The 14708-nt window shown below is 62.5% G+C and carries 12 protein-coding genes; 4 read left to right on the top strand and 8 right to left on the bottom strand.

The features are described from left to right. Position 1 precedes the first annotated feature (1 nt). Positions 2-1177 carry an ABC transporter permease gene (locus tag SM763_RS06095; RefSeq protein WP_065272164.1) on the top strand — a complete coding sequence of 392 codons (1176 nt, stop codon included), beginning with the start codon at positions 2-4 and terminating at the stop codon, positions 1175-1177. 78 nt (positions 1178-1255) lie between these two features. Here SM763_RS06095 and SM763_RS06090 read toward each other — a convergent pair whose 3' ends face one another. The 5 genes from SM763_RS06090 to dapE form a co-directional block, all read right to left on the bottom strand. Next, positions 1256-2602, bottom strand: a complete 1347-nt coding sequence (locus SM763_RS06090) for a lytic murein transglycosylase (protein WP_368948529.1) — start codon at positions 2600-2602, stop codon at positions 1256-1258. Positions 2603-2733: 131 nt separating this feature from the next. Continuing rightward, on the bottom strand, positions 2734-5019 hold the full coding sequence (gene rnr, locus SM763_RS06085) for a ribonuclease R (protein WP_368997984.1): 2286 nt from the start codon (positions 5017-5019) through the stop codon (positions 2734-2736). A gap of 50 nt (positions 5020-5069) precedes the next feature. After that, on the bottom strand, positions 5070-5690 hold the full coding sequence (locus tag SM763_RS06080; protein WP_368997983.1) for a TIGR04282 family arsenosugar biosynthesis glycosyltransferase: 621 nt from the start codon (positions 5688-5690) through the stop codon (positions 5070-5072). A gap of 1 nt (position 5691) precedes the next feature. Then, complete coding sequence (locus SM763_RS06075) at positions 5692-6117, bottom strand: GNAT family N-acetyltransferase (RefSeq protein ID WP_065272168.1); 426 nt, start codon at positions 6115-6117, stop codon at positions 5692-5694. Continuing rightward, a complete protein-coding gene (gene dapE / locus SM763_RS06070; RefSeq protein WP_368997982.1) occupies positions 6114-7259 on the bottom strand; it encodes a succinyl-diaminopimelate desuccinylase in 1146 nt (381 codons plus the stop codon). The genes SM763_RS06075 and dapE overlap by 4 nt, the downstream gene beginning before the upstream one ends. 364 nt (positions 7260-7623) lie before the next feature. Between dapE and SM763_RS06065 the strand changes: the two genes are divergently transcribed. Then, positions 7624-9195 (top strand): Hint domain-containing protein, encoded by a 1572-nt coding sequence (locus tag SM763_RS06065; protein WP_368997981.1) that lies wholly within the window; start codon positions 7624-7626, stop codon positions 9193-9195. A gap of 168 nt (positions 9196-9363) precedes the next feature. Next, positions 9364-10392, top strand: coding sequence for a transporter substrate-binding domain-containing protein (locus SM763_RS06060; protein ID WP_065272171.1), 1029 nt, complete (start codon positions 9364-9366; stop codon positions 10390-10392). A gap of 21 nt (positions 10393-10413) precedes the next feature. Here SM763_RS06060 and SM763_RS06055 read toward each other — a convergent pair whose 3' ends face one another. Then, positions 10414-10761, bottom strand: a complete 348-nt coding sequence (locus tag SM763_RS06055; RefSeq protein WP_065273666.1) for a DUF8846 family protein — start codon at positions 10759-10761, stop codon at positions 10414-10416. Between the two features lie 186 nt (positions 10762-10947). On the opposite strand from SM763_RS06055, the gene SM763_RS06050 reads away from it, so the two are divergent. Beyond that, a complete protein-coding gene (locus tag SM763_RS06050) occupies positions 10948-12519 on the top strand; it encodes a choice-of-anchor L domain-containing protein (protein ID WP_368997980.1) in 1572 nt (523 codons plus the stop codon). A gap of 15 nt (positions 12520-12534) precedes the next feature. Here SM763_RS06050 and hutC read toward each other — a convergent pair whose 3' ends face one another. Together hutC and SM763_RS06040 are read right to left on the bottom strand one after the other, a co-directional pair. Further along, entirely contained in the window at positions 12535-13236 is a 702-nt protein-coding gene (gene hutC / locus SM763_RS06045; RefSeq protein ID WP_274829401.1) for a histidine utilization transcriptional repressor HutC, read from the bottom strand. A gap of 77 nt (positions 13237-13313) precedes the next feature. Beyond that, on the bottom strand, positions 13314-14681 hold the full coding sequence (locus tag SM763_RS06040; protein ID WP_368997979.1) for a formimidoylglutamate deiminase: 1368 nt from the start codon (positions 14679-14681) through the stop codon (positions 13314-13316). Between the last annotated feature and the right edge of the window lie 27 nt (positions 14682-14708).

Here is a 14708-nt window from a genome sequence, read left to right as displayed (position 1 = left end):
CATGGCATTGACTCCTGTTACAAATCAAACCCCCGGTTTCACCGCCGCCGTGGCAGCTGGCGCCGGAGCTTTCTTTGGTCTCTTCGTGGGCACCGCTCAGGCCACCGGCCTGATCGGGATCCTCGTCGGCGGCGCCATCCTGGGCGTACTTGGATTTGTCTTTGCCGGTATGACCGACAAGGAAAAACCGCTGCGCTGGGCGACCTTTGCGCTGTTCCTGGTGCTTGGCTACCTGTTCGGCGGGCTGCCCGCCGCGGTGGTGGGCGGCTTGTTCGGCTGGTTCGCGGGCTGGTTCATTTTCTGGCTGGCGACCTCGCGCTACCGGGCGCATCTGCCGCCCTATCTGACCCCCGGTCAGGTGCTGTGGCATTACAGTTTCCGGGTGATCTGCGGCGTTATCTTCGTCTTCCTGATCACGCCGATCCTCGTGGTGATGCCGCTCAGCTTCAACGCCGAGAACTTCTTCACTTTCACTCCGGAAATGCTGCGCTTTGATCCGGCTGGTTATTCGCTGAAGCACTACAAGGACTTCTTCAGCAATGACGACTGGCAGCAGGCGCTGTGGAACTCGATCAAGATCGCGCCGATGGCGACGATCCTGTCGGTCAGCTTCGGCACCCTGGCGGCGATTGGTCTGAGCCAGCCGCACGTGCCCTTCCGCCGCGCGATCATGGCGATCCTGATCTCTCCGATGATCGTGCCGCTGATCATTTCGGCTGCGGGCATGTATTTCTTCTATAGCCGCATCGGGATGCAGGGCACCTACTTCGGCGTGGTTCTGGCCCACGCGGCGCTTGGCATTCCCTTCGTGATCATCACCGTGACCGCGACACTGGTCGGCTTTGACCGCTCGCTGACCCGTGCTGCGGCGAACATGGGCGCCGATCCGGTGACCACCTTCTTCCGGGTGCAGATGCCGCTGATCCTGCCCGGTGTGATTTCCGGTGGTCTCTTTGCCTTCATCACCTCCTTTGACGAGGTGGTCGTGGTGCTCTTTGTCGGCTCCGCCGGTCAGAAGACGCTGCCGTGGCAGATGTTCACCGGCCTGCGTGAGCAGATCTCGCCCACCATCCTGGCGGTTGCGACCATCCTTGTGGGGATCTCAATCTGCCTGCTGACGGTGCTGGAACTGCTGCGTCGCCGCTCCGAACGTCTGCGCGGCATGAGCCCAGGCTGATTCGCCACAGAACGCTGTTATAAAGAAGGCCCCGCAGAGGATGCGGGGCCTTTTCTTTTGCTTGTCGTGAGGTGTGGCTCAGCGCAGGCGACGCAGCAGTTTGAGCGAGGCATAACCATCCGGGATCAGACCTTTGGAGGCCTGATAGCTGCGGATCGCGGCCAGCGTCTTGGGGCCAATCTTCCCATCGACGCCACCAGTGTTGAAACCGGCCCGCGACAGGCGCTGCTGCAGCTCCTTGCGTTCCCGGAAATTCAAGGAGCGGTCGCCGCGCGGCCATTTCGCCTGGATCGCCGGTCCGCCTGCGATGCGGTCGGACAGGTGCCCCACACCAATCACATAGGCATCGGCAGCGTTATAGCGCTCGATGACCGAGAAATTCTTGAAGATCATGAAGGCGGCGCCATTCCCGCCGGCGGGCAGCAGGATCGAGGCCGTGCCATGGTTGGGAACAGCGCGCCCGTTAGTTCCCACGACACCCAGCCGGGCCCATTCCGCGGGGGATTTCTTCACCGATCGGCTGGCCAGACCATAGTTGAACCCGCGCGGTAGCTGCACTTCGACGCCCCAGGGCTGGCCTTTGACCCAGCCGAACCGCTTCAGATAAGCGGCGGTCGAGGCCAGCGCATCAGAGGGGTCTTCCGACCAGATGTCGCGTTTGCCATCGCCAGTGAAATCCACAGCATAGGCCAGATAGGAGGTGGGTATGAACTGGGTGTGCCCCATGGCCCCGGCCCAGCTGCCGGTCATCTTGCGCGGGGCGACGTCGCCGGATTGCAGGATCTTCAGCGCCGCGATCAGCTGCTTTTCAAAGAACCGCCCGCGGCGTCCGTCATAGGCCAGCGTCGCCAGTGACTGAATGACGTTCATATTGCCGCGGTGATTGCCATAATTGCTTTCCATGCCCCAGACGGCGACCACCACCTCTTTGTCAACGCCATAGGTGGCTTCGATCCGGTTCAGGCGGCGCCGTTGTTCGCGCAGGGCCTTCTTGCCGTTCTTGACCCGGGAGTCCGAGACGGCGCTGTCTAGGTATTCCCAGATCGTCTTGGTGAACTCGGACTGGTTGCGGTCGCGGCGAATGACGTCGTTGTCATACTCCACCCCGCGAAAGGCGCGATTCAGGGTCGAAGAGGAGATCCCCTGTGCCATGGCACGGCGCCGGAATCCGTTGATCCAGGCCTGAAAGCCACTGTTGGCGGCGACCGGCACCACCTGATCGTCCTGAACGATGTCTGGTGCCAGCCCGCTGGGGCGGCTCAAGGGGCGCAACGAGATCGCCGCCGCCAGCTGGTAAGAGCCATCAGCCGCCGGGGCGCCCCGTTCGACCGGGCGCTCAGGTGGGCGCAGGGATTCGTCGGGTCCGGCCTGTGCTGCAACTGCGCCGGTCGCGGCAAGGGCTGCCGCCTTCATCCAGATCCGCATGGGAATACTACCTTGGTTCAGTGTCTGCTCAGCTTGAATGTAATCATTGCCGGTCCATCGCAAAAGGGTGCAATCGGCAGGCGCGCAAGGCGCCGCCGAACCGGCGTAGCAGGCCGGATCTATTGGCTGTTTTACTTGCGGCGTTTGCGTTCGACCTTGCGCTTGGTCTTGGCGGCCTTGTGTTTGGATTTTGCCGCCTTGCGTTTGACGGTGCGGCCCGCCGGGCTGCGTCGTCCGCGCCCGCTGCCACCTTTGGGCAGGGCCTGATCCTCGATCGACAACAGCTCCAGCTCCAGCCCGCCGGTGACCGGCGCGGCCTGTGTCAGCCTGACGGTGACGCGCTGACCGATGGCAAGCGTGAGACCGGTATCGGCCCCCATCAGCGTCCCGGCATCAGCATCGAAATGGAAGAACTCGCGTCCGATAGTGCGCACGGGCACCAGCCCGTCGGCATGGGTTTCATCCAGTTTCACGAAGGCGCCGAACCGAGCAATGCCGCTGATCCGGCCGGTAAATTCATTGCCGACCCGTTCCGACAGGTAGGCCGCCAGATAGCGGTCCGTGGTGTCACGTTCCGCGATCATCGAGCGGCGCTCGGTCTCGGAAATATGAGTGGTGGTGTCGTCCAGCCGCTCGATTTCATCGGGGGTGAGGCCATCCTTGCCATTGTCCGGCCCCCAGCCATGGGCGGTAATCAGCGCCCGGTGCACGATCAGATCCGCATAGCGCCGGATGGGGGATGTGAAATGCGCGTAGTTGCGAAGGGCCAGCCCGAAATGGCCAAAGTTTTCAGGGTTGTAATAGGCCTGCTGCATCGACCGCAGGGTCGAGATATTGATCAGCTCTGCATCGTCCGTGCCCGCCGCCGCATTGAGCAGCGCGTTCAGATGCCGGGTTTGCAGCACCTGTCCCTTGGCGAGGTTCAGACCTGCCGCCTGCGCCGTTTCGCGCAGCGCCTCAAGTTTCTTCGGCGCGGGTTCTTCGTGGACGCGGAACACCAGCGGTGTGCGTTTCTTGATCAGGGTCTCGGCAGCTGCGACATTGGCAAGCACCATGAATTCCTCGATCAGCCGGTGCGCCTCCAGCCGGTCACGGAAATTGACCGAGGCGACCTGGCCGTCGTCATCCAACACGATGCGCCGTTCCGGCAGATCCAGATCCAGCGGCTGACGCGCGGCGCGGGCCTTGGTCAGGGCGCGATAGGCGGCATAAAGCGGTTTGATCACGTCCTCCAGAAGGGGCGCGGTCTTCTCGCTCGGGCGCCCGTCCATGGCATCCTGCACTTCCTGATAGCTGAGCGCGGCGCTGGAGTTGATCAGCGCCCGCATGAAGCGATGGCCGATCTTGTTGCCCTCCGCATCGACCTGCATGCGCACCACCACAGAGGCCCGCGGTACGTTTTCATGCAGCGAGCACAGATCGCCCGACAGCCGGTCCGGCAGCATCGGCACCACGCGGTCAGGGAAATAGCTGGAGTTGCCCCGTTTACGAGCCTCGCGGTCCAGCGCCGAGCCGGGGCGTACATAGGCGGCCACATCGGCAATCGCGACCCAGATCACATGGCCCCCGGGGTTCTTGGGATCGGTGTCGGCCTCGGCGAAACAGGCATCGTCGCGGTCGCGCGCATCCACCGGGTCGATGGTGATCAGCGGCAGGTCGCGCAGGTCTTCGCGTCCTTTCAGGCCAATGGGTTTGGCGGCGTCCGCCTCGGCCATCACCTGATCGGGGAATTGGTCAGGAATGCCGTGCTGGTGGATCGCGATCAGCGATACCGCCTTGGGCGCCGATGGGTCGCCCAGACGTTCGACGACGCGCGCGCGCGGCAGGCCCAGACGGGTCTTGGGACCGGCCTGTTCGGCCTCGACCAGTTCACCATCCTTGGCGCCGCCCGTTGCATCCGGCGCCACGCTCCATTCGGTCGAGCTGGATTTGTCGATCGGAACGATCCGGCCCCCTTCGGCACCGGTGCGAAAGACGCCAAGCACCCGTTTGGGGTTGGTACCGATACGGCGGATCAGCCGGGCTTCGTAATTGTGATCCGCGCCTTTGACGGCGGTCAGCCGGGCCAGGATCCGGTCGCCTTCCCCCAATGCGGGATCCGAGGCGCGCGGCATCAGCAGGATAATGGGTTCCACCCCTTCGCCGTGCCATTCCATCGGGCGGCCAAACAGATCGCCGTCCCGGTCTGGACGTTTGACCGTCAGGATGGTGACGGGCGGCAATTGTTCTGGATCGCGGTAGGTTTTCCTGCGCTTCTCCAAGTGCCCTTCGGCCTCCAGTTCCTTCAACACGCGCTTGAGGTCGATACGGTCAGCCCCCTTGATGCCAAAGGCCTTGGCAATGTCGCGTTTCGAGTTCTGGGTCGGGTGGGCGGAAATCCAGTCGAGGATTTCGGCCTTGGAGGGGATACGGGTCATATCTCCCGCGTATCATGACCCGAAGACAAGGTCATGATGAAAAGAGCGGGTCAGCTGCGGCTTTGGCGCAGATCTGCTGCCGTGTCCACGTCGTTCAGGATGTCTGTTTGCGCAATGCGCCATTCCGGAAGCGTCGCGACAGAATCGGCCAGCGCGTGCTCGCTGGACCAGCGCACGTTCTGAAACAGGGTTTGCGGCAGGCGGGCCGGGTGTTTTGCTCCGACCAGCCAGTAGCCGCCATCGGTGGCTGGGCCGAACACCGCATCCGAGTGCCCCAGCGCGGCAAAGGCACGGGCGATATGGGCGCGGGTGATGCCGGGAATGTCGGCGCCGATCAGGCAGACAGGACCGTGCACCGGGGCGCGGCCCAGCCTATCGACCGGGACAGAGCACGCCGCCTTGAGCATCCGCTTCATGCGCTGTCCCAGATCGCCGCCGCCTTGCGGCAGACGCGGCAGATCAGCGTGCCAGACGCGGGAGGTGACGGCCCGGTCCGGGGCCACCGCCAGAACGATCTGCCAACGTGGATCGCGCAAGGATCGGATCAATCGGGCCGATTGATGCCGGAACCACCAGGTGGCGGGGATCACGCCGATCCCCTGTCCCAGCCGCGTTTTGACCCGACCCGGGCGCGGTTCCTTGATCATGATGACAAGGGTTTGGCGTTTCATCTTAGTTCAGGTCCAGAACCATATCACGGTGGTCGATCCCGGCGTCATCATAGACGGGGCCGGTGGCTGTGAAGCCCAGCTTTTCATAAAAGCCGAGGGCGTGCAGCTGGGCGCCCAGCTTGGCGCGGGACATACCGGGTGTCTGGCGGGCGATCTCCACCGCCTTTTCGATCAGCGCCTTGCCCAGACCGGTTCCCCGGCCCGCCTGTGTGACGCAAACCCGCCCGATCTTGGCGGTGTCACCGGCAAAGACGATGCGGGCGGTGCCGATGGGCTGTCCATCCTGCGTGGCCAGAAGATGGGTTGCCACATCATCCAGCGCGTCGATCTCTTCCTCGACAGGTACGCCCTGTTCCGTGACGAAAACATCGAACCGCAGGCGAAAACAGGCCTCGCGGTCCTCGGTGACCGCAATCTGCGCCGTCATGCGAAATAGTCTTTCAGGATGCGGGAATAGATGGCTTTCAGCTGGTGAATCTGCGCGATTTCAACGTTTTCATCCACCTGATGCATGGTGTTGCCCACGAGGCCGAACTCCACCACCGGGCAGTGCGATTTGACAAAGCGCGCGTCCGAGGTGCCGCCTGTGGTGGACAGCTCCGGCGTGACACCGGTTTCCGCCGCCACTGCGGTTGAGACCAGATCGGAGAGCGCGCCCGGCGGCGTTATGAAGCTTTCGCCGGAAATCTTGACCTGCATGTCGATGGTGGTGCCAAACTCGGCTTCGACCTTGTCGGCCTCTGCCCGCAGCCATTCCGTCAGGCTGGCGCCGCTGTGGGCATCGTTGAAGCGGATGTTTACGGTGGCGCGGCTTTGCGCCGGGATCACGTTGGTCGCCGGGTTGCCAGTGTCGATGGTGACAACCGCGAGCGTCGAGGCGTCGAAATGTTCGGTGCCCTGATCCAGCTCGTGACTGGCGAGACGATCCATCAGCCGCGCCATGGCGCTCAGCGGATTGTTGGCCCGGTGCGGATAGGCGGAGTGGCCCTGTTTGCCGGTCACGGTGAACCATGCCGACAGCGATCCGCGGCGCCCGATCTTGATCATCTCGCCCATGGTATTGGGGCAGGTGGGCTCTCCTACCAGGCAGACCGACATGGCCTCCCCCTGTTCCTGCATATAGTCCAGCAGCGCGGTGGTGCCGTCCAGCGCATCGCCTTCTTCATCGCCGGTGATGGTCAGGATGACGGCGCCGTCGGGCGGGGTGGTCTGCACAAAATCGATGGCAGCAGCGGCAAAGGCGGCAACGCCCGATTTCATGTCGGTGGCGCCCCGGCCATAAAGGATGCCGTCTTTTTCCTCGGCGCCAAAAGGATCGACGGTCCAGGCTGCTTCATCGCCCACGGGCACCACATCGGTGTGACCGTTGAAGCCAAAGGTGCGGGCGTGGCCTTTTGCACCCCAGCGGGCAAACAGGTTGCTGATCCCGCCGCGGTCTGCCCGGGCGCAGTCAAAGCCTGCTGCGCTTAGGATCTGTTCCAGCAGCTCCAGCGCGCCGCCCTCTTCAGGGGTGACCGACGGGCAGCGGATCAGATCGGCGGTCAGGCGGGCGGGATCGGTCGGGGACATGCGGTGGGCTCCTGAAATTCCGGTTTGTCATGGCCTAGCGTGGATCCCGGCAAGGTGCAAACCGCCAGAAGGTCGCCAAGGGGGCAGGTCATGGGACTGTGAAAGGGCGGAGAGGGGGCGAAACGTGGCGCAAAAAAGGTCATTTTGTGTACCCCCTTCAGAGGCGGGGACAGGCAAAAAGAATCGTGTTAATAATCCATTAACCAAGAAGACCTGAGGCAGGTCACCAACGCGCAGTACAGGTCCATGTGGCCACTGCATCCCGGAAAACAGGACCCGGAAGGGTCTTTACCCCGCATGGCGCCGAAAAGGCGTTTCAATGCGCCGGATGGTCTGTCTCATCGTTATGAGTGAGGGCAGGGCAATGGTGGCAGCGTCTGAACTGAACTACAATCTGGCGGCGTCTGCCGATCAGATGGCGGAAGAGATCTTTGGCACCGGCGTCACGGTGGTCAGCGCGAGCTATTCCGGCGACAGTCGTTCCTCTGCAATCTACTCGGGCGGCGATACAATAGCCCCCGGTGCAACGCCGGGCGATACTGGGGTGATCCTGTCGACGGGCCGCGCGGATGACTACACCAATTCCAGCGGCGAGGCGAACCAGCGGGCCAACCAGTCCACCAATACCAGCGGTGAGAACGACAACGCCGATTTCAACGCGGCTGCTGGCGCGCGGACCTATGATGCCTCCTATCTGGATGTAAGTTTCATTCCCGATGCGGACGTGATGACGATGCAGTTCATCTTTTCGTCCGAGGAATTTCCGGAATACCAGGATTCGATCTATCAGGACTCGGTCTCGGTCTGGATCAATGGCGAACAGGTACAGTTGGAGGTGGGTAGCGACACCGCCAACCCGGACACTGTCAGTTCTACCAACAATCAGAACCTCTATCTCGACAATACCGGCGATGCCTATAACACCGAAATGGACGGGCTGACGCTCACCATGACGCTGACGATGGTGGTCAACCCGGATGAGGTGAACACCCTGCGCATCGGTATCGCCGATGTGGGCGACAACAAATACGATAGTAACCTTCTGATTGCCGGGGATTCGATCCAGACAGATCTGGTGGCGCAGACGGATCTGGCGCACGTGCAGGCCGACGGCAGCAAGACGATCGATGTGCTGGAAAATGATACAAATGTGTCGGGCAGCACGCTGACGATCACCCATCTGAATGGTGTCGCGGTCACAGCAGGATCGCTGGTGACGCTGAGCACCGGGCAGACGGTCGAGCTGAACGGTGATGGCACGCTGACCTTGGTCGGGGATGGCGACGTGGAGGATTTCACCTTCACCTATACCGTCAGCAATGGGATCAATTCAGATACCGGGGTGGTGAATGCGACTTCGATCCCCTGCTTTGTGGCAGGGACGCTGATCCGCACCCCGCGCGGCGAAGTGCCGGTGGAGAGCCTGATGCCCGGGGATCTGGTCATGACCCGCGATGACGGGCCGCAGCCGGTGCGCTGGACCGGATCGCGCCGGGTTGCCGGGACCGGGGAATTGGCACCGGTACGGATTGCTGCGGGCAGCTTTGGCGCGCACCGGACATTGTCCGTCTCTCCGCAGCACCGGGTGCTGGTGCGCGGCGCTGCGGCGGAACTCTTGTTTGGCGAACCCGAGGTTCTGGTGACGGCGCGGGATCTGATCAATGACAGAACGGTCCGGCCCTCTCCCTGCCGCGAGGTGGAGTATGTCCACCTGATGTTCGACCGCCATCAGGTGATCTATTCTGAGGACCTGCCCAGCGAAAGCTTCCTGCCCGGTCCGGAAACCCCGAACCTGTTCGAACGGAGGGTGCTGGATGAAATCTGCGCCCTGTTCCCCGAGTTGGACCCGGAAACCGGCACCGGTTATGGACCTGCGGCCCGGCGGGCCCTGTCCGGGGCTGAGGGGCGTTTGCTGTCGGCTATGCAGATCGGCTGAGCAAGAAGTCTGCCTCCTGTGCCGCGCCATTGGGCAGGGCAGAGCATGACCCGAGGGGAGCGCGCGGCATCACGCTTGCGTGATGCTATTATCCGGCCTAAGACATTTCTGATTTCCTTAATCCAGGGTCGTGATTTCGACGTGTCTTTCTTCCGTCTTCTTCTATTGATGATGTTTGCCCTCTGGGGACAGGTTAGCCTGGCCCAGATGCTGACGGTCAACACCGTGACGCGGCCGCCGTTTTCAATGGTGGAAAATGGGGTCGATACCGGATTCTCGATCGAGCTGGTGGAGGCGATGGCTGATCGCCTTGGCTGGAACTACGAGATCAACCGGACCGAGACCTTTGCCGAGATGCTGGAGGGCGTGCGCAACGGCACGGTGGATATGGCGGCGGCCAATATCTCGATCACGGCGGCGCGCGAAACCGAAATGGATTTCAGCCAGCCAGTGTTCGAAAGCGGGCTGCAGATCATGGTGCATGCCGAGGACGTGCGGGCGCCGTCGCTGTGGCGGGCCATGCTGTCCTGGGATCTGGCGATTGCCATCGGTCTGGCGTTCCTGCTGCTGTTCGGGGGTGGCATGCTGATGTGGACATTCGAACGCCGCGCCCAGCCCTATTTCGACCGACCGCTGAAAGAAGCCTGGTTTCCGTCCTTCTGGTGGGCGCTGAATCTGGTGGTGAATGGCGGTTTTGAAGAGCGCGTCCCCCGCACCCCCATCGGTCGCCTGTTCGGGGTGCTGCTGGTGATTTCATCGCTGTTCGTGGTGTCGGTCTTTGTCGCAAAGATCACCACGGCGATGACGGTCGAGGCGATCACCGGCAAGGTGAATTCCGTCAATGACCTCTATGGGCAGCGGGTCGGCACCATCGAGGGATCCACGGCATCGGGCTTCCTGCAGCGGCGGGATATCGATTTCTATGGCTACCCGGGACTGGAAGAGCTGATCGAAGCTTTTGAGGGGCGCAAGATCGACGCGGTGGTCTTTGACGCGCCGGTGCTGAATTACTACGTCACACACGAAGGCGAGGCCCACGGGCGCACCATTGGGTCTGCTTTCCTGCGGGAGAATTACGGTCTTCTGTTCCCGCAGGGCTCAGAACACACGGAAGAAGCCAACCGCGCGCTCTTGGCACTGCAAGAAGACGGCACTTATGATCAGCTTTATAAACGCTGGTTCGGCGGATCGAGGTGATCTGGACCCCCGGGTACGCGTTCAGTGGATGGTGGGTTCTTCCCCGTCAAAGAACGGCGTCATCTGAGCGACGATGACGGCGTTCTCCGCCAGTGCGCGGTCCATCAGCTCTCGCTCTTCCTCTCCGATCTCGTGACCTTCGGCTTCGCGCTCGGCCAGGGTGCCATATCCGGTCACATCCAGCGGCGCGGTGTCGGCCTGTTTCAGGATCGCCACCGTTTCACGCACGGCTTCGGCTTCATCCACGCCGGAGGCATAGACCATCAGCGCAGCGCCCGAGGCGCCATCGGGCAGCCCGTCGCCTTCTTTGCGGCCAATCTGAACCAGCAGCGTATAGACCTGCTGGCGGGAGGGTTTCTTCTTTTCCATGGCGCAGGCCATACGCGGGGCGCGCTGCGCGGTCAATCGTCTTAGAGCCTGCAGAAGTGGTCTGCGAGGCTGTCATTTGCGCTGGTTTACCGATCCTCAACTCCGGGTCTGCTAAGGGAGGCGGGGCCGGTTCTCACGTGCCGGGCCGATTTTCTGTTTTGCTCATGCTTTTTCAGGACCGATCTTATGCCCATTGCATCCGAGTTGCCCGTCGATACCTCAGCCTCTGCGGCGCAGATGGCGGATGCGATGTTCGGCAGCGGAATTACCGTTCTCAATGCCAGCTACACAGGCGCCAAAGACGCCTCAGGCATCTATTCGGATGGCGACACGGTTGCCTCCGAGATCACCCCCTCGGACACCGGCGTGATCCTGTCGACTGGCAATGTGACGGATGTGACCAACAGCAGCGGTGACGTGAACACCAGCTCGCGGACCACGACTCGCCACGGAGAAGCGGGCGATTCCGACCTGACCGATCTGGCGGGTATGCAGACCTATGATGCGGCGGTGTTCGAGGCGAATTTTATTCCGGCGGGCTCGACGCTGACCATGCAGTTCGTGTTCTCCTCGGAAGAGTATTTGGAGTACGTCAACAAGGGGTTCAACGACGCGGTCGGGGTCTGGGTCAACGGCGAGCAGGCCGAGCTGACGATCGGCAGCGGTGACATTTCCATCGACAATATCAACGATGGGTCGAACCAGGATCTTTATGTCGACAACAACCAGCATGACGACACCTACAATACCGAAATGGACGGCTTCACCATCACGTTGACGCTGACCGCGCCGGTCAAGCCGGGGCAGGTGAACTCGATCAAGATCGGCATCGCGGATGCGGGTGATGATAAATACGATTCCAACCTGCTGATCGCTGGGGACTCTATCCAGACCGCGCTGGTGGCAGGGGATGACGCAATCACGCTGGATGAGGGCAGTTCGGACACGCTGGATGTGCTGGCCAATGACAGCCACACGCCCGGCACGACGCTGACCATCACCCATATCAACGGCCAGCCGGTGGTGGCGGGCAGCACCGTCACCCTGTCGGGCGGCCAGCGCATCACCCTGAATGACGATGGCACCTTTGACATTGCCGCGCAGGATGATGTCGACGATCCCGAGACCACGACTTTTACCTATACGGTTGCCGATGGGCTGGGGAATACCGACACGGGTCTGGTGAAAATGACCACGGTCCCCTGTTTCGTGGCCGGGACGTTGATTGATACCGCCGCGGGGCCGCAGCCGGTGGAGAAGCTGGAGCCGGGTACTCTGGTTCATACCCGTGACAATGGATTGCAGCCGCTGCGCTGGGTCGGCCGCAGCCACCGCCGCGCAGAGGGCGCCGATGCGCCGGTGGTTCTGGCCGCAGGCGCGCTGGGCGATCACGCTGCGCTAGAGCTGTCGCCCTGCCACCGGGTTCTTGTGTCCTCGGATCGGGCAGAGCTGTTGTTTGGTGCGCCGCAGGTTCTGGTCAAGGCCAAGGATCTGGTAAACGGCGACAGCATCCGCATGCGCCGTGATGGCGGCCCGGTGACCTATGTGCACCTGCTGTTTGACCGGCATGAGATCATCCGGGGCAACGGGCTGGACAGCGAAAGCTATCATCCCGGCCTTGAAACCGCTGCCAGTTTTGATGGTGAAACGCGGGCCGAGATCCTGAACCTCATCGGCGGCGACTGGTCCGCCTACGGCCCCGCTGCCCGTCCGGCGCTGAAAGGATACGAAAGCCAGCTGCTTTTGAAGGCTGGCTGAGGGGCAGGTGCGGGGTCAGTACTGGGTGCGCATCCGGTAGCCCGGGTGAAAATGCATCCGGACAAAGGTCACCGGCTGCTCCTGAAACCAGGTTGCCCGTTCCATGAGGAACAGCGGCGTGCCCTCTTGCGTGCCAAGGAACCCGGCCAGCGCCGCATCCGCCGCCACCGAGGACAGGGTGATTTCAGCATTGGAAAAGGGGACCCGTGACAGCAGCCATTCATTCGGCCCGGTCTGCGAAAAATCCGCCTCCGCGACATCCGGCACCGCGTCGATATTGATCCAGCGGTCCTCGAACTGAAAGGGGCTGTTGTCGGCGTAATGCATGCATTGCAGATGCAGGACCTCTGCCCCCGCCGTCAGCCCCATCTGCGAGGACAGCCACCCCGGCGCAGGCACGGCGGCACGGCTGACCAGCCGGTAGCGATACACCGCGTTCATGTCTTCGACCTGCTGGCGGGTTACGGTGATTTCCAGCCGCGCCTGTTTCACCGGCGCGATGGCAACGCGCGTGCCGCTCTTGCGCTTGCGGTCGATGATGCCACGTTCGGCCAGTTCGCGCAGCGCGCGGTTCACCGTGGCGCGGGCGCAGCCGAATTCCTCGGACAACTCCTGTTCAGTGGGGAGTAGGGCACCCTGATCCCAAACCCGGTCCTGAATGCGGCGCAGCACCTCGTCCCGGATATCCTGAAAACTGGTTTTCTTTTGTGGCTGCACCGGCTGTCCTGCTGTTGGTTGTGGCGAAAGGGTCGATCCGTTCTCGGCGCCCGGGCGCGTTTTGTAAAGTCGCGCGGTCAGAGTGCGGCGCGCAAGGACTGCACTGTGTCGCGGAAGGCGGCCAGAATCTGCTCCCGGCCCACGTGGCGCCCTTGTTTCACCTGATGACGCCCGGCGCTCCAGACATCGGTGACGGCGCCGTCACCCGCGGCGAAGCACAGACCGTCCAGCAGTTGTTCGGGCGTCAGCGCACAGAGAGCAGGCAGAGAGGTGTCGACGGCAATAAGATCGGCCAGCGCCTCGGTTTCGATCTGTCCGGCGGCGCGGCCCAGCGCCTGCGCCCCGCCCCGGGCGGCGCCCAGATACAGGGTGTCACCGACGGATCCCGGTCCCGGGGTCATCACGTTGCGGGCCAGATCGCGCAAGCGCTGGGAATACTCCAGCTGGCGCAGTTCTTCGGGCAGGGCAATGCGGATATTGGAATCCGATCCGATCCCGAAGCGTCCGCCATGCGCCAGATACTCCGCCCCATTAAACGGGCCATCGCCCAGATTTGCTTCGGTGATCGGGCACAGCCCCGCGACCGCGCCTGATGTGGCCATCGTCCGCGTTTCCGCCTCGGTCATATGGGTGGCGTGGATCAGGCACCAGTCCTTGCCCACCGGCGCGTTGTTCAGCAGCCATTCGACAGGACGAGCGCCCAGCCAGTCTTGGATATCCTTCACCTCGGCGGGTTGTTCGGCGATATGGATATGGACTGGCGCGCCGTCTTGGATCTTCAGGACCTCTGCCAGATCTTCGGGGCTGGTGGCACGTAGGGAGTGCGGAGCGATGCCAACGCGGGTGTCGGCGGGCAGGTCTCGGTCAGCATTTCTGCGAACCTGCGCCACAAGATCGGTAAACCCGTCCACCGAATTGCCGAACCGCAATTGCCCACCTGTCAGAGGCTGCTGCCCAGCCCCGCCATAGGAATACAAAACCGGCAGATGCGTCAGGCCGATACCGGTCTCGCCAGCGGCGGCAAAGACCCGGTTGCTCAACTCGGCTGGGTCGTCATATAGGGCGCCACCGGGTTGGTGGTGGACATAGTGGAACTCACCCACGGCGGTGTACCCGGCCTCAAGCATCTCCATGAAAGTCAGCGCAGCGATGGCCTGATACTGCTCAGGGCTGAGGTGGTCGAGAAAGCGATACATCAGCTGTCGCCAGGTCCAGAAACTGTCCTGCCCGGCGGCGCGGTATTCGCTCATCCCCGCCATCGCCCGCTGAAAACTATGCGAGTGCAGGTTGCCCAGCCCCGGCAACAGTGTGTCGACGCGGGCATCCCCATCGCCGGGCGCCGCATTGGCGGTGATCTTTGCAATGGCTCCATTCTCAATCCTCAGCCGGACGTTCTGGACCCATCCCGATGGGGTGCGGGCCTGCCGTGCAAAAATTGTCTGCATCTGATCACCTTATGTATAGACATAATA

This window comes from Pseudophaeobacter sp. C1-32P7, from assembly GCF_041008775.1.
Lineage (GTDB): Bacteria > Pseudomonadota > Alphaproteobacteria > Rhodobacterales > Rhodobacteraceae > Phycobacter > Phycobacter gallaeciensis_A.
This window is presented reverse-complemented; position numbering and strand designations above follow the sequence as displayed.

Excerpts from the sequence above, each read along its gene's own strand:
- SM763_RS06055 (WP_065273666.1), bottom strand. The coding sequence starts at position 10,761 with ATGGAAAAGAAGAAACCCTCCCGCCAGCAGGTCTATACGCTGCTGGTT.
- SM763_RS06080 (WP_368997983.1), bottom strand. The coding sequence starts at position 5,690 with ATGAAACGCCAAACCCTTGTCATCATGATCAAGGAACCGCGCCCGGGT.
- SM763_RS06095 (WP_065272164.1), top strand. The coding sequence starts at position 2 with ATGGCATTGACTCCTGTTACAAATCAAACCCCCGGTTTCACCGCCGCC.
- SM763_RS06040 (WP_368997979.1), bottom strand. The coding sequence starts at position 14,681 with ATGCAGACAATTTTTGCACGGCAGGCCCGCACCCCATCGGGATGGGTC.
- SM763_RS06075 (WP_065272168.1), bottom strand. The coding sequence starts at position 6,117 with ATGACGGCGCAGATTGCGGTCACCGAGGACCGCGAGGCCTGTTTTCGC.
- SM763_RS06050 (WP_368997980.1), top strand. The coding sequence starts at position 10,948 with ATGCCCATTGCATCCGAGTTGCCCGTCGATACCTCAGCCTCTGCGGCG.
- dapE (WP_368997982.1), bottom strand. The coding sequence starts at position 7,259 with ATGTCCCCGACCGATCCCGCCCGCCTGACCGCCGATCTGATCCGCTGC.
- SM763_RS06090 (WP_368948529.1), bottom strand. The coding sequence starts at position 2,602 with ATGCGGATCTGGATGAAGGCGGCAGCCCTTGCCGCGACCGGCGCAGTT.
- SM763_RS06060 (WP_065272171.1), top strand. The coding sequence starts at position 9,364 with ATGATGTTTGCCCTCTGGGGACAGGTTAGCCTGGCCCAGATGCTGACG.
- rnr (WP_368997984.1), bottom strand. The coding sequence starts at position 5,019 with ATGACCCGTATCCCCTCCAAGGCCGAAATCCTCGACTGGATTTCCGCC.
- SM763_RS06065 (WP_368997981.1), top strand. The coding sequence starts at position 7,624 with ATGGTGGCAGCGTCTGAACTGAACTACAATCTGGCGGCGTCTGCCGAT.